The organism is Ideonella oryzae (assembly GCF_024055665.1).
GTDB classification, from domain to species: domain Bacteria; phylum Pseudomonadota; class Gammaproteobacteria; order Burkholderiales; family Burkholderiaceae_C; genus Ideonella; species Ideonella oryzae.
This window is the reverse complement of the sequence record NZ_JAMXMC010000011.1, coordinates 24,511-37,221: the sequence shown is the minus strand read 5'-3', so window position 1 is coordinate 37,221 and position 12,711 is coordinate 24,511. Positions and strand designations below refer to the sequence as shown.

13 protein-coding genes are annotated in these 12,711 nt (G+C 68.5%); 8 read left to right on the top strand and 5 right to left on the bottom strand.

The window, feature by feature from the left end:
* The first annotated feature begins 65 nt into the window (after positions 1-65).
* The 8 genes from M0L44_RS17880 (at position 66) to M0L44_RS17845 (ending at position 7,176) form a co-directional block, all read left to right on the top strand.
* The gene (locus M0L44_RS17880; protein WP_252771235.1) at positions 66-1,502 is read left to right on the top strand and encodes a type II and III secretion system protein family protein; all 1,437 of its coding nucleotides are present in this window, start codon (positions 66-68) and stop codon (positions 1,500-1,502) included.
* Positions 1,503-1,505: 3 nt separating this feature from the next.
* Complete coding sequence (locus M0L44_RS17875) at positions 1,506-3,242, top strand: TadA family conjugal transfer-associated ATPase (RefSeq protein WP_252771233.1); 1,737 nt, start codon at positions 1,506-1,508, stop codon at positions 3,240-3,242.
* Entirely contained in the window at positions 3,239-4,081 is an 843-nt protein-coding gene (locus M0L44_RS17870) for a type II secretion system F family protein (RefSeq protein WP_252771231.1), read from the top strand. The genes M0L44_RS17875 and M0L44_RS17870 overlap by 4 nt, the downstream gene beginning before the upstream one ends.
* Positions 4,078-4,944, top strand: a complete 867-nt coding sequence (locus M0L44_RS17865) for a type II secretion system F family protein (RefSeq protein WP_252771229.1) — start codon at positions 4,078-4,080, stop codon at positions 4,942-4,944. Before M0L44_RS17870 ends, M0L44_RS17865 begins: the two co-directional genes overlap by 4 nt.
* Complete coding sequence (locus tag M0L44_RS17860; protein WP_252771228.1) at positions 4,941-5,306, top strand: DUF192 domain-containing protein; 366 nt, start codon at positions 4,941-4,943, stop codon at positions 5,304-5,306. The genes M0L44_RS17865 and M0L44_RS17860 overlap by 4 nt, the downstream gene beginning before the upstream one ends.
* Positions 5,306-6,139: a hypothetical protein gene (locus M0L44_RS17855; protein ID WP_252771226.1), complete on the top strand. Its 834-nt coding sequence runs from the start codon at positions 5,306-5,308 to the stop codon at positions 6,137-6,139. Before M0L44_RS17860 ends, M0L44_RS17855 begins: the two co-directional genes overlap by 1 nt.
* Before the next feature lie 124 nt (positions 6,140-6,263).
* Positions 6,264-6,617, top strand: a complete 354-nt coding sequence (locus M0L44_RS17850) for a DUF192 domain-containing protein (protein WP_252771225.1) — start codon at positions 6,264-6,266, stop codon at positions 6,615-6,617.
* A 43-nt stretch (positions 6,618-6,660) separates the two neighbouring features.
* Positions 6,661-7,176: a DUF3617 domain-containing protein gene (locus M0L44_RS17845; RefSeq protein WP_252771223.1), complete on the top strand. Its 516-nt coding sequence runs from the start codon at positions 6,661-6,663 to the stop codon at positions 7,174-7,176.
* 55 nt (positions 7,177-7,231) lie between these two features.
* On the opposite strand, the gene M0L44_RS17840 is transcribed toward M0L44_RS17845, so the two are convergent.
* The 5 genes from M0L44_RS17840 to M0L44_RS17820 all read right to left on the bottom strand — a co-directional run bounded on the left by M0L44_RS17840 (position 7,232) and on the right by M0L44_RS17820 (position 12,494).
* Positions 7,232-8,869 (bottom strand): peptide chain release factor 3, encoded by a 1,638-nt coding sequence (locus M0L44_RS17840; protein WP_252771222.1) that lies wholly within the window; start codon positions 8,867-8,869, stop codon positions 7,232-7,234.
* A gap of 44 nt (positions 8,870-8,913) precedes the next feature.
* Positions 8,914-9,561, bottom strand: a complete 648-nt coding sequence (locus tag M0L44_RS17835; protein WP_252771220.1) for an FABP family protein — start codon at positions 9,559-9,561, stop codon at positions 8,914-8,916.
* A 55-nt stretch (positions 9,562-9,616) separates the two neighbouring features.
* Positions 9,617-9,778, bottom strand: a complete 162-nt coding sequence (locus tag M0L44_RS17830) for a hypothetical protein (RefSeq protein WP_252771219.1) — start codon at positions 9,776-9,778, stop codon at positions 9,617-9,619.
* Positions 9,779-9,891: 113 nt separating this feature from the next.
* Complete coding sequence (locus M0L44_RS17825) at positions 9,892-10,815, bottom strand: LysR substrate-binding domain-containing protein (RefSeq protein WP_252771217.1); 924 nt, start codon at positions 10,813-10,815, stop codon at positions 9,892-9,894.
* Positions 10,816-10,928: 113 nt separating this feature from the next.
* Entirely contained in the window at positions 10,929-12,494 is a 1,566-nt protein-coding gene (locus M0L44_RS17820) for a M4 family metallopeptidase (protein ID WP_252771216.1), read from the bottom strand.
* Positions 12,495-12,711: the final 217 nt, after the last annotated feature.

The following is a 12,711-nucleotide window of genomic DNA, read 5'->3' as shown; positions in this document are numbered from 1 at the left end:
GTCGTCCGTCCCGTCCCCGCCTGGCGCTCGTGGCCGGGGCTCTGCTGCCCGCCCTCTGGAGTCCCATGGCGGTTCTGGCGGCACCCGCCGCAGCTGCGCCCAGCCCCTCGTCCGCGGCCAGCAGCTTCCCCGTTCCGCCCCGTCCTGCAGCGTCGGGCACGATGATCGAGCCGCAGAAGGTGACGCTGCCTCCGGCACTGATCCCCGCCAAGGGCAGGAGCGAGCGTGTGGCCGGCGTGGAGGACGGCGCCATCCAGAACCTGGCGGTGGGCGAGGTGTCCACCCTGCAGCTGCGCGGTGTGGCCCGGATCGCCATCGGCAATGGGGCTCTGATCAAGGCCACCGTGGTCGACGACCGGCAGGTGGTGCTGCTGGCCGAAGAAGCCGGTGACACCAACATGCATGTCTGGCTGCGCAACGGGCGCCAGATCAGCTACCCCGTGCACGTCGAGACCGTGCGCACCGGCCGGGTGATGGCCGACCTCAGGACCCTGCTGTCCGAGACGCCGGGTATCAGCGCGCGGCAGGTGGGTGACCGCATCGTGATGGAAGGGCGCTATCCGAACAGCGAGACGGCGGCCCGGCTGAAGTTGCTGGCCGGCAGCTTTCCTCAGGTGCTGAACCTGGTGCCGGAGCGTCCCGCCGACGCGGACCCGCTGCAGATGGACCGCATGGTGCAGATCGACCTGCGGGTGGTCGAGGTCAAGAAGCGCGCCCTGGACCAGCTGGGCATCAAGTGGTCCACCAGTGCAGCCGGGCCCACCTTCGCCACCAACGTGCTGGGCTATGCCAACACCACCTGGCGCCCCGGTACTGCCGGCGGCTATCCCACGGTCACCACCTCCAACCCGGCCCTGAGCTACTTTGGCCTGGCCACGCAGATCACCTCCGCGATCAACCTGCTGGAGCAGAACGGAGACGCCTGGACCCTGGCCGAGCCCAAGCTCAGTTGCCGCAGCGGGGCCGAGTCCAACTTCCTGGCCGGTGGTGAGATCCCCATCCCGGTGGCCCAGGCCCTGGGCGTGGTCTCGGTGGAGTACAAGCAGTACGGGGTGAAGATCAACTTCAAGCCGGTGGCCGATGGCAGCGGCAACATCGACTCGACCGTGATGGTCGAGGTCAGCGAGCCCGACACCCGCAACTCCAACAACGGCTACGTGGCCTTCACCACCAACCGCACCGAGACCCAGCTGGCCCTCAAGGCCGGTGAGCCGATGGTCATTGCCGGCCTGCTGCGGCAGAAGAGCGAGCGCGGATCGGACGGCGTTCCTGGCCTGTCCCGCCTGCCTCTGATCAGCGGTCTGTTCAAGTCACGTGAGCACACCAACGAGCAGACCGAGCTGTTCATCATCGCCACCCCGCGGGTGATCACCCCCGAGTCGGCGCTCAACCGCGAGGCGATCGAGCGCGCCGAGGAGCAGGCGAAGGGCAGCCGCGAGCGGGTGTCGCCGCGGCTGGAGCCGACCCCGGCCCAGGGTGAGTTCGGTGCGACGGGGGACTGAGCCATGCTGACCGTGGAACTCATCAGCCCGACCGGCGACCGCACGCCGGCCAAGGTCCAGGGCGGACGTTGCCTGATCGGCAAGGACACCGAGTGCCATGTGGTGCTCAGTGGCTGGCGGGTCAGCCGCCGCCATGCCGAGGTGTTCGTCTCCAACGATCGCCTGTTCGTGCGGGACCTGGAGTCCACCTTCGGGACGCTGGTCAACGAGACCCGTGTCCAGGAGGCCCACCCCCTGGGTCACGAAGACACCATCCGCATCGGCAACCACGCCCTGCGGGCGGTCTGGCGCAAGGCCGATGGGGCGCCAGGCCCGGCGGCCACCACCGCGGAGCCCGGTGCCGCCAGCGCGACCGCCCGCCGTCAGGTGCCGGCACCGGCCGAGGCGGCCGATCCGGCTGCAGCGCGGGCCGATGAACCTGTCTTCACCCCGCAGGTGGATGAGACCTTCCGCCTGCGGCGCGTGCTGCACGAGCGGCTGATCGAAGCCTTCGACGTGCGCCGCACCGACACCCACCGCATGGACGATGCGGCACTGCGTCAGCTCACCGAGGACCTGATCCGCGACCTGATCCAGCGCATGGGCAGCGAGATTCCGCCCCAGGTGGACCGTGCCCGTCTGCTGGCCGAGGTGCGTGACGAGGCCATTGGCCTGGGACCATTGGAGCCCTTGCTGGCCGATCCGACCGTGACGGAAATCATGGTCAACCGGGCCGAAGAGGTCTTCGTCGAGCGGGGCGGGAGGCTGCAGCGCTGGCCCGTCAACTTCACCAGCGACCGGGCGGTGCAGGGCATCATCGAGCGCATCGTCACCCCCATCGGGCGCCGCATCGACGAGAGCTCGCCGATGGTCGATGCGCGGCTCAAGGACGGCTCACGGGTCAATGCCGTGATCCCGCCGCTGGCCCTCAAGGGGCCGTCGATCACGATCCGGAAGTTCTCCAAGCGCAAGCTCGACTCCAGCGATCTGCTGAAGTTCGACTCCGCCAGCCCGGCCATGATCGAGTTCCTGCGGGTGTGCGTGGAACACCGCAAGAACATGATCATCTCGGGCGGTACCGGCTCGGGCAAGACGACGCTGCTCAACATCCTCTCGAACTTCATTCCGGAGGGCGAGCGCATCGTGACCATCGAGGACGCGGCCGAACTGCAGCTGCCGCACTCGAACCTGGTCTCGCTGGAAGCCCGGCCGGCCAACATCGAAGGCAAGGGCAGCGTCACGATCCGTGACCTGGTCAAGAACTCGCTGCGCATGCGACCGGACCGCGTGGTGGTGGGCGAATGCCGGGGCGGCGAGGCGCTGGACATGCTGCAGGCCATGAACACCGGCCACGACGGCTCGCTGACCACCGCCCACGCCAACAGTCCCCGCGACATGCTGGCTCGCCTGGAGGTGATGGTGCTGATGGCCGGCATGGAACTGCCGGTCACCGCCATCCGTGAGCAGGTGGCCTCGGCCGTCGACATCATCGTGCAGCAGACCCGCTTTGCCTGTGGCACCCGCAAGGTCACCAGCATCGTTGAGGTCACCGGGGTGGAAAGCGGCAAGATCCAGCTGCAGGAGGTCTTTGCCTTCAAGCAGACCGGCGTGGACCGCCAGGGCAAGACCCAGGGCCACTTCACCGGCCGTGGCTTCATGCCGGAGTTCTACGATCAGCTGGCGCGCATCGGTGTGCCGCTGGATCCGAAGATCTTCTTCGACGGGATGTCGGAGGAGGAACTGAGCCGGCGCGCGACATGACCCTGCAGCTGCTGCTGATCGCCCTGATGGTGCTGGGCGCCGTGGGCGCGCTGGTCGTGGCCCTGCGCCTGGGTCTGGAGCGCTGGCGCGCCAGCTTCACCGAACATGCCAAGGTCTCGATGGAGGACATGTTCCTCTTCATCGACCCACGCCGCCTGTTCCGACTGAACCTGGTCGTGTTCCTGCTGCTGCCGCTGGCGGCCTGGGTGCTGACCGGCTCGCTGTTCTTCGCCGTGGCGGCGGCATTGGTCGGGGCGGTGCTGCCTCGCGTGGTGTGGGTGGTGATGCGCAACCGCCGGGCCGACAAGCTGATCCAGCAGTTGCCCGACGCGCTGACGATGATGGCCGGCTCGCTGCGCGCCGGCGCCAGTCTGCAGATCGCGCTGGACATGGTGGTCAAGGAGAGCCCGGCGCCCATCTCGCAGGAGTTCTCGCTGCTGCTGCGCGAGCAGCGCCTGGGTCTGGCCCTGGAGGACTCGCTGCGCGGCATGGGTGAGCGCCTGCACATTGAGGAGGTGGACCTCTTCGTGTCGGCGATGACCATCGCCAAGGAAGTGGGGGGCAACCTCTCGGAGATTCTGGAGCGCCTGAGCAGCACGCTGCGGGCCAAGGCGGCCATGGAAGGCAAGATCCGCGCGCTCACCTCGCAGGGCAAGATGCAGGGCGTCATCGTCGGCCTGCTGCCGGTGTTCCTGGCGGGCATCCTGTACATCATGGACCCGGTGGCGATGCTGCCGCTGTTCGTCACGCCCTATGGCTGGGCGGTGATGGCCGCCGTGGCCGTGCTGCTGATGCTCGGGGGCGTGTTCATCAAGAAGATCGTGACCATCGACATATGAACACCTCGCTGCTTGTCGCCCTGCTGGTCGGCCTGGCCCTGGCCACGGCTGCCTATGCGGCCTACCGCCTGGTGGTGGAGTTGGGGCAGGCCGACACCGCCTACCGGGACCGCCCCCCGCGCGCCTTTCTGTGGGTCTGGCCGCTGCTCAACATCGTGGCCAACACGGTGGGCGTGCTGGTGCAGGGGGCGCGGGCGGAGGCCCTGCGTGCGCGTCTGCGCCGCGCAGGCCAGGAGTACGCGCTGACCCCGCAGCAGTTCTTCGCCGGCAAGATCCTCGCCCTGGGTGTCTTTGGCGGGCTGGGCTGGTACTTCTCGGGCGAAGGCACGACGCTGCTGGGCATCGTGGTGGGGGGCGTCCTGGGCTACATGTACCCGGACATCTGGCTCAGCGACCACACCAAGAAGCGCAACCTGGAGATCCTCAAGGCCCTGCCCTTCTTCCTGGACATCGTGACCTTGTCGATCGAGGCGGGCCTGAACCTCACCGGGGCCATGCAGAAGGCGGTGGACCACTGCAAGCCCAGCCCGCTGATCGTCGAGATCAACCGCGTGCTGCGCGACGTGCGTGCCGGCCGTCCGCGGGTGGAGGCTCTGCGCGAGCTGGCCGATCGCCTGGACTACGCGCCCATCTCCAGCCTGGTCAGTGCCATGGTGCAGGGCGAGCTGATGGGCTCCAGCCTGGGGCCGATCCTGCGGGCCCAGAGCGACCAGCGCCGCATCGAGCGCTTTCAGCGGGCCGAGAAACTGGCCATGGAGGCGCCGGTGAAGATGCTGGGGCCGCTGATCCTCTTCATCTTCCCTTGCACCTTCATCGTGCTGGGCTTTCCCATCGTGATGAAGTTCATGGGCTCGGGCCTGTGACACTGGCCCGCCTCCGGCTGGATGGTCAGCCCACGACCGAAGAGATCCGCCTGGCCGACCGTTGGTGGCGCCGGGCCGTCGGCCTGCTGGCGACGACACAATTGGAGCGGCCCAGCGGGCTGTGGCTGGCGCCTTGTGCCGCCATCCACACCTTGGGCATGCGCCTGACCATCGACATCGTGTTCGTCGGGCGCGACGGTGTGGTGCTCAAGGTGGTGCCGCGCCTGCGGCCCGGGCGCATGGCGAGCTGCCGCGGGGCCCATGCCGTGCTGGAGCTGCGCGAAGGTCTGGCGCAGACGCTGGGGCTGCATCCCGGCCGCCATGTCAGCCTGCAGGCGGCTGGCGCGTTCAAGGAGTTGTGATGATCCCCATACCCGTTTCCACCATCGCCCGCCGCCAGGGCCTGCGCCTGCTCGTCCTGCTGTCGGCGTCGGCTACCGTGTCGGCCGCCTCGCTGGCCGAGAACCCGACCTTGCTCAAGCAGCGCGTGGCGGCCCTGTTCGCGGGCCGCTACGCCAGCGCCAGTTGCTACGAGCAACCCAACCGGGAAGGCCGTCCCGCCGCTGCCGGTGACCTGCGCATCACGCCCGATGGCCAGGTGGTGGTCGGGCCGGAGCGGGCCGCCCTGTTCGACCCGGCCGGCGAACTGGCCTTCACGCTGGACCTCAAGGCCCGCCAGCTCTATCTCGATGTCACCGCGGGCGATCGCATGGCCCGCCTGGCCAGCACCGACGACAGCTTCCGGCAGGCCAGCATCGAAATCGGCCACGGGGCGGGCAACGTGACGCAGGGCCGCAGCTGCGGCGACCTGGACGTCCGCGGCGCCCGCATCGTGGCCCAGCCCGAGTCGGCGGCGGCGCTGTTTGCCGAGGTGTACGACACCGGCGGCCAGACCGTCAAAGGCCGCTGTCACACGGGCCGCCGCTCCGGTGGCAAGGACCGCGAGGCCAGCTTCAATGTGTCCGCCAAGGCCTTGGTGCTCAATGGCCGAATGCTGCCTTGGCCGGCTCAGGGCGGGGCCTTGGGCATGGTCTCTCTGGGCAGTCGGATCGCCGACCAGCAGGTCAATGGGGGCGTGGAGTGGCTCAACGGGGCCAATTTCCATGCCGAGCGTCAGGTCGGGCCGGGGGCCCCCTTCGTCAGCTTCTCGTTCAACGAGGCGGGGACCGATTGGGCCTGCAGCCCGTCTCACTGACGAAGGGCCTGGCCGCGCCCGTCTCGGTTTGTGGGTCGGATTACATGCTTGATACACCTGGAACCCCGGCGAGGCCCTAAGCTTCCGGGGCGGTGCCGGCATGACCGGGCCGCAGAACGTGAACATGTCTGCCCGGATCCAACTTTGCATCGATGGCCAGCCCACGCGGCGGGAGGTCGCCCGCCTGGGCCGCCTGCAGCGCCTGCTGTGGCCCTGGGCACGGGCAGGCCGTGGGCAGGCCGGTGTCATCTGCGGCAGCTGGCTGCGCCCGGCCCGCTGGGTGCACACCTTCGGGGCCCGCGGGCCGGTGGATGTCGTGTTCCTGCGGGCCGACGGTGTGGTGCTGGAAGTGGCCTCCCGCGTCGCCCCTTGGAAGCTGTTGAGCTGCCGGCAGGCCACCTCGGCCTTGCGCCTGCGCCCCGGGGCTGCGCGGCGGCTGGGCCTGCAGCCCGGCATGGCGCTGGACCTGATGTCCTGAGCGACGCAACGCCTCTCCAGACCAAGCACAGGAAGCACATCTGATGAAGACCTCCTCTCCGCGCTCGGTCGCGGCGTCCCACAGCCTCTGCCGATCGGCAGCCAGGAGTCTGGCTGCACTGTCCTGTGTGCTTGGCATGGCAGCGCAGGCGGAGACCTTGCGCCTCGCGCCCGGAACCTGGACCCAGCAGCGTCAGACCTGGGTCAATGGCAACCCCTTGCCTGCCCGCGAGGGGGGGACCTCCTGCGTGCGAGCGGGCGATCCGGGGATCGACCTCGATCAGGCGGTGCAGCATTCCTTCCAGTCGAACGGCCCGTGGTCGTGCCAGTCCAGCAACACCGTCATCGGTGGGGGGCAACTGCACAGTGACTTTGCCTGCACCACCCCGGGTGGCGGCCACCAGAAGGGCACGGCGCAGGGCAGTTACGGCGCCGAGCAGTACCGTTTGGACCTGCAGTCCAAGGGCAATGCCGTCACTTCCTCGGGTGAGGCTGTGCCGGGGCCGGACATCGCACTTCGACTGGTGTTCAGCGGCAAGCGCCAGGCGGGTGGCTGCTGAGGGCCGCTAAGGGTCGCGACAGCGCGCGCCCCCAATGGCCGCATCCGCAGGCGGCTCAGTCCCCCATGCGCTGCTGGAACACCAGGCCGGCGTGCTCGCGCAGGGCGTGGAACTTGATCTTGGGCCAGTTCTCCTGGATCGCGCGCAGTTCGCCCGCGTACTCCAGCAGCAGGGTGGGCGCGTCCACCGCGTCCAGCGCCATGCGGTGGCTGTTGCCGTCGATGAAGCGCTTGAGCTCCTTCTCGTCGGCCGCGGCCCCCTCGCCGGTTTCGCAGGTGACCCAGCGGGCCACGTTGAAACGCGCCGGCATGATGCGGGCCTTGACGCCGTACTCGTGCTCCAGGCGGTGGGCCACCACCTCGAACTGCAGCTGACCGACCGCGCCCAGCAGCAGCACGCTGCCCATCATGGGGCGGAAGACCTGGATCGCGCCTTCCTCGCCCAGCTGGGTCAGGCCAGCGCGCAGCTGCTTGGTCTTGAGCGGGTCGGCCACTTCCACCGAGCGGAACAGCTCCGGCGCGAAGAAGGGCAGGCCGGTGTATTGCAGGGCCTCGCCCTCGGTCAGGGTGTCGCCCAGCTGCAGCACGCCGTGGTTGGGGATGCCGATGATGTCGCCGGCATAGGCCTCGTCCAGCAGCTCGCGCTTCTGGCTCATGAAGGTCACCACGGTGTTGGGGCGCAGGGTCTTGCCCGAGCGCACCACCTTCATCGTCATGCCACGGCTGAACTTGCCGGAGGCCACGCGTAGGAAGGCGATGCGGTCGCGGTGGGCCGGGTCCATGTTGGCCTGGATCTTGAACACCACGCCGCTGAACTTGGTTTCGTCCGGTTCCACGGTGCGCTGCAGCGCGGCACGCGGGCCCGGCGCGGGGGCCAGGTCCACCAGGGCGTCCAGGACCTCCTGCACACCGAAGTTGTTGACGGCCGAGCCGAAGAACATCGGCGTCTGGTGGCCGGCCAGGAACTCGGCATGGTCGAACTCGGGGGCGGCCTCGCGCACCAGCTCGATCTCGCCGGCGGCCTGCTCGTAGGCCATGCCAAAGCGTTCGGCCAGGGCCGGGTTGCCGAGGCCCTGCACGATTTCTTCGGTGCCGGCCACGCGGTCCTCGCCGGGCGAGAACACGCGCATCTGGTCCTTGCGCAGGTCCAGCACGCCGCCGAAGACCTTGCCCATGCCCACTGGCCAGGTGAAGGGCACCACCGTCATGCCCAGCTCGCGCTCGATCTCGTCCATCAGGGCCAGGGGCTCCTGCACCTCTCGGTCCATCTTGTTGATGAAGGTGAGGATGGGCGTGTTGCGGGCCCGGCAGACCTGCAGCAGACGCCGTGTCTGCGGCTCCACGCCGTTGGCCGCGTCGATCACCATCAGCGCCGCGTCCACCGCGGTCAGCACGCGGTAGGTGTCTTCCGAGAAGTCCTGGTGGCCCGGGGTGTCCAGCAGGTTGATGGTGCAGTCGCGGTACTCCATCTGCATGACGGAGGAGGCCACCGAGATGCCGCGCTGCTTTTCGATCTCCATCCAGTCGGAGGTGGCGTGCCGGCTGGCCTTGCGCGCCTTCACCGAGCCGGCGATCTGGATCGCGCCCGAGAAGAGCAGCAGCTTTTCCGTCAGCGTGGTCTTGCCCGCGTCAGGGTGGGAAATGATGGCAAAGGTCCGGCGGCGGCGGACCTGTTCGGCGAGTTCGGCGGACATGGCGGGCTCGGCAGAGGGCGAAACCCGCCATTATCCGGCCCGTGTCAAGCCTTCGCCAGCGCGGCGGCCCACAGCGGGTTGGGCGTGGGCTCGCCGATCTTGTGCAGCAGGTTGCGGTCGGTGTGGTGGAAGGGCTCGGCCAGGCCGCGGATCTGCAGCACCGTGTCCTCTTCATAGCCCCAGCTGCCATCGGCGTTCACCGTCACCTTGATGCGGAACTCGGTGGTCTTGAAGGCCACATCCAGGAACGGGGCCGAACAGATGCCGAAGGTGTCCAGGCCCTGGGTGGCCACCAGCTCGAAGGTGGTGGCGTCGGGCGCGGCCGTGCCGCCGGCCAGGGCGGTCTGGCCGCGCGGGATGGTCAGGGTGTGGATGACCGCGCCGGTGGCCGGCTCCCACAGCCAGTAGCCCACCTGCTCGTGGTAGGTCTTGACCTGGTCAGGCTTGGTGATGTGCGTGTGGTAGCGCAGGCCGTAGAGCAGTTGCGGGCCGTTGGTCTGCGGGTCGATCGGCTGCAGCTCGATGCGTTCCACAAAGGCCTGCTTCTTCGGGCCCTCGGCCTTGGGCTTCACGTCCAGGCCGCGCTCGCCCTGCCAGATGCCGGCCATCGGGGCCAGAGGGCCCAGGTTGGCCAGCGTGTTCAGGTCGATGTCGCGGGGCTCGGTGTAGATGTCGCTCGGGAAGTCGCTCATGGCAGGGCGGCAGGGTTGATCTGACCCGATTGTGGGCCCGCCAGGGCCTTTCCGCTCAGCTGGCGGCCATGCCGTGGACCATGGGCGCCAGCCAGAGGCAGCTGCCGGCCAGCGTGACGCCCAGGCCCACCACCTGGCGCCAGCTCAGTGGGGCGGTGTGCCCGGACACCTGAAGGGTCGGGACGATGGGCGTGCGGCGGCGGGGGATGCGGGGCATGGCGGTTCTCCTGGATCGGCCCGAAGCGGACCATGGACCGAAGCATAGCCACCGCTTATCAATCAATCTAATTCAATAGCTTGATCGCGGCGATAGCCCGAACCGGGGGGGGCTCAGGCCGTCAGGCGAGCCACCCCGGGCAGCTCGCAGGCGTAGATGGCATTGCGCAGCGCGGCAATGGCCTCGTAGCGGGTGAAGCTGCGCCGCCAGGCCAGCACCACCCGGCGCGAGGGCACCGGGGCGGCAAAGGGCACGAAGGCCAGATGCGGCTGCGGCTCGCGCGGCATCGACAGCTGGGGCACCACCGTCACGCCCATGCCCGAGGCCACCATGTGCTTGATGGTTTCCAGCGAGGAGCCCTCGAAGCTCTTCTTGATGCCCTCGGTGTCGCTGGAGAAGCGGGCGAATTCGGGGCAGACCTCCAGCACATGGTCGCGGAAGCAGTGGCCGGTGCCCAGCAGCAGCATGGTTTCGCGCTTGAGCTCCTCGGAGCTGATGGTCTTGCGCTGGGCCAGGGGGTGCTGGGCGGGCACGGCCACCAGGAAGGGCTCGTCGTACAGCGGCGCGATGGCCAGACCGGTGTCGGGGAAGGGCTCGGCCATGATGGCGCAGTCCAGTTCGCCGGTGCGCAGCATGTCCAGCAGCTTGACGGTGAAGTTCTCCTGCAGGATCAGCGGCATCTGCGGCGTCATGTCGATCGCATGGCGCACCAGCTCGGGCAGCAGGTAGGGTCCGATGGTGTAGATGATGCCCAGGCGCAGCGGGCCGGCCAGCGGGTCCTTGCCGCGCTGGGCGATCTCACGGATGCCCTGAGCCTGCTCGATCACGCCCTGGGCCTGACGCACGATGGCTTCGCCCAGCGGGGTCAGGCTCACCTCGTTGCTGCCACGCTCGAAGATCTTGACGTCGAGTTCCTCTTCCAGCTTCTTGATGGCCACCGACAGGGTGGGCTGGGAGACGTGGCAGGCCTCGGCCGCGCGGCCGAAATGCCGCTCGCGGGCGACGGCAACGATGTAGCGCAGTTCGGTCAGGGTCATGGCCGCATTGTGCAATCCCGGCCGGGCGCCGCGCGGCCACCAAAGAAAACGCCGCGGACAAGCCGCGGCGTCGGGGGCGGAGGGCCCTACCCTCCGGGAACCGGTCCAGAGACTCAGTTCACATTGATGGCCGTCCAGGCCGCCTTGACCGAGGCCAGCTCGGTGGAGGCCGAGCCGTACAGGTCGGTGGCGGCGCTGATGGTGGCGGCGCGGGCGGCCGCGTAGTTGGTGCTGGAGGTCATGTAGACGGTCAGCGCGCGGTACCAGATCTTGGCGGCCTTGTCGCGGCCGACACCCGTGACGCTGCCGGTGCCGGTGGCGGTCTTGGTGTTGCCGGCCACGCAGGTCTTGGACGGCGAGCCGGCGGTCGTGCCCTCGGCCAGCATGTAGTAGAAGTGGTTCGCGGGACCGGACGAGTAGTGCACGTCCAGGTTGCCCACGCCGGAGTACCAGCAGTCTGCCGAAGCACCGTCGGTGCTGGGTTGCACCATGTTGCGGATGTAGTTGCCCGGCTGGACGAAGATCTCCTCGCCGATCAGGTAGTCGGGCGTGTCATTGGCGTTGTTGGCATAGAACTCCACCATCGTGCCCATCATGTCCGAGGTGGCCTCGTTCAGGCCGCCGGATTCCCCGGAGTAGACCAGTGCCGCGGTGCGCGAGGTGACGCCGTGGGTCATCTCATGGCCGGCCACGTCCAGGGCCACCAGCGGGTAGTAGCTCTTGCCGTTGTCGCCGTCGCCATAGGTCATGCAGAAGCAGCTGTCGCTCCAGAAGGCGTTGACGTAGTTGCGGCCGTAGTGGACGCGGGAATAGGCGCCATTGCCGTCGTCGGCGATGCCATTGCGACCGAAGGTGGTCTTGTAATAGTCCCAGGTCTCGTTCTGGCCGTAGGCCGCATCGGCGGCCACCGTGTTGGTGTCGCTCAGGGTGCCGTTGCCGAAGGTGGACGTCGTGCTCTTCACCGCCACCTCACGCGAGGTGGTGTTCTTCATGGTCACCACCTTGTGGCCGCCACGGGTGGCATCCACCAGGGTGTAGACGCCACGGGCGTTCTTGTCGGCGTGCAGGGTCTCGGTGCCGCTGAACAGGGTCTTGCCGGTGACCAGGGCGTCGGTGTTCTCGATCTCGTCCCAGCGGTCCAGCACGGTCTTGCTGGCGGCGCTGACGATGAAGTGCATGCGGCTCGGGGTCTGGTCGGCACGGGTGCCGGTCACCAGCACCTCCCAGGCCAGCTGCGGCTGACCGTGGCGGGCGAAGACCACCAGTTCCTTGTTCTCGACCTTGGCACCCGCGTGTTCGAAGCGGCCCTTGGCGAAGCTGGCCGCGCTGTCGCCGCTCAGCGAGGGTTGGGTCGACAGCGCCAGTGCGCCGTCAAAGGTGCGGCTCAGGCCGCGCAGGGCGCCATGGGCATCGCCGTGCACCACCAGGTCACCACCCAGCACGCGCAGGCCGCGGAAGGTGCGGTCGAAGCGGACATGTTCGCTGCCATCGGCATCGACGACGAGATCACGGGCCACGAAGCCATCCTGGCCGGCCGCCAGACCGGTCTGCGACTTCAGGTGGGCCAGGGCGCGGGCCACCGCGGGGCTGTCAGCCGCGGGGCGGGCTGCCTGGGCGGCAGGGGCCAGAGCCAAGGTCAGAGTGGCCAGGGCGGCCAGGTGCAGAGCAGTGGGTTTCATGGTGTGGATGTGATGACGGAAGAAGGGGCCGCAGCGGTCATTGCAGGACGGTGCGGTGGCCTGTCGCCTGCTTTTGGAAGGCGTACAGACCAGTGTCTGCCCGGCTCCGGGGGCGGGCCATCCCTACCACAGGGGGTGAGGAGAACCCTTGCAAAACCCTTGCAGAGCCCTGGCGACAGGTCAAGAAAACAGCCCGCGTCCGCAAGGCTGCGAGACG

Coding starts and splice junctions, on each gene's coding strand:
- M0L44_RS17880 (WP_252771235.1), top strand. CDS start 66: ATGGCGGTTCTGGCGGCACCCGCCGCAGCTGCGCCCAGCCCCTCGTCC.
- M0L44_RS17875 (WP_252771233.1), top strand. CDS start 1,506: ATGCTGACCGTGGAACTCATCAGCCCGACCGGCGACCGCACGCCGGCC.
- M0L44_RS17870 (WP_252771231.1), top strand. CDS start 3,239: ATGACCCTGCAGCTGCTGCTGATCGCCCTGATGGTGCTGGGCGCCGTG.
- M0L44_RS17865 (WP_252771229.1), top strand. CDS start 4,078: ATGAACACCTCGCTGCTTGTCGCCCTGCTGGTCGGCCTGGCCCTGGCC.
- M0L44_RS17855 (WP_252771226.1), top strand. CDS start 5,306: ATGATCCCCATACCCGTTTCCACCATCGCCCGCCGCCAGGGCCTGCGC.
- M0L44_RS17850 (WP_252771225.1), top strand. CDS start 6,264: ATGTCTGCCCGGATCCAACTTTGCATCGATGGCCAGCCCACGCGGCGG.
- M0L44_RS17845 (WP_252771223.1), top strand. CDS start 6,661: ATGAAGACCTCCTCTCCGCGCTCGGTCGCGGCGTCCCACAGCCTCTGC.
- M0L44_RS17840 (WP_252771222.1), bottom strand. CDS start 8,869: ATGTCCGCCGAACTCGCCGAACAGGTCCGCCGCCGCCGGACCTTTGCC.
- M0L44_RS17835 (WP_252771220.1), bottom strand. CDS start 9,561: ATGAGCGACTTCCCGAGCGACATCTACACCGAGCCCCGCGACATCGAC.
- M0L44_RS17830 (WP_252771219.1), bottom strand. CDS start 9,778: ATGCCCCGCATCCCCCGCCGCCGCACGCCCATCGTCCCGACCCTTCAG.
- M0L44_RS17825 (WP_252771217.1), bottom strand. CDS start 10,815: ATGACCCTGACCGAACTGCGCTACATCGTTGCCGTCGCCCGCGAGCGG.
- M0L44_RS17820 (WP_252771216.1), bottom strand. CDS start 12,494: ATGAAACCCACTGCTCTGCACCTGGCCGCCCTGGCCACTCTGACCTTG.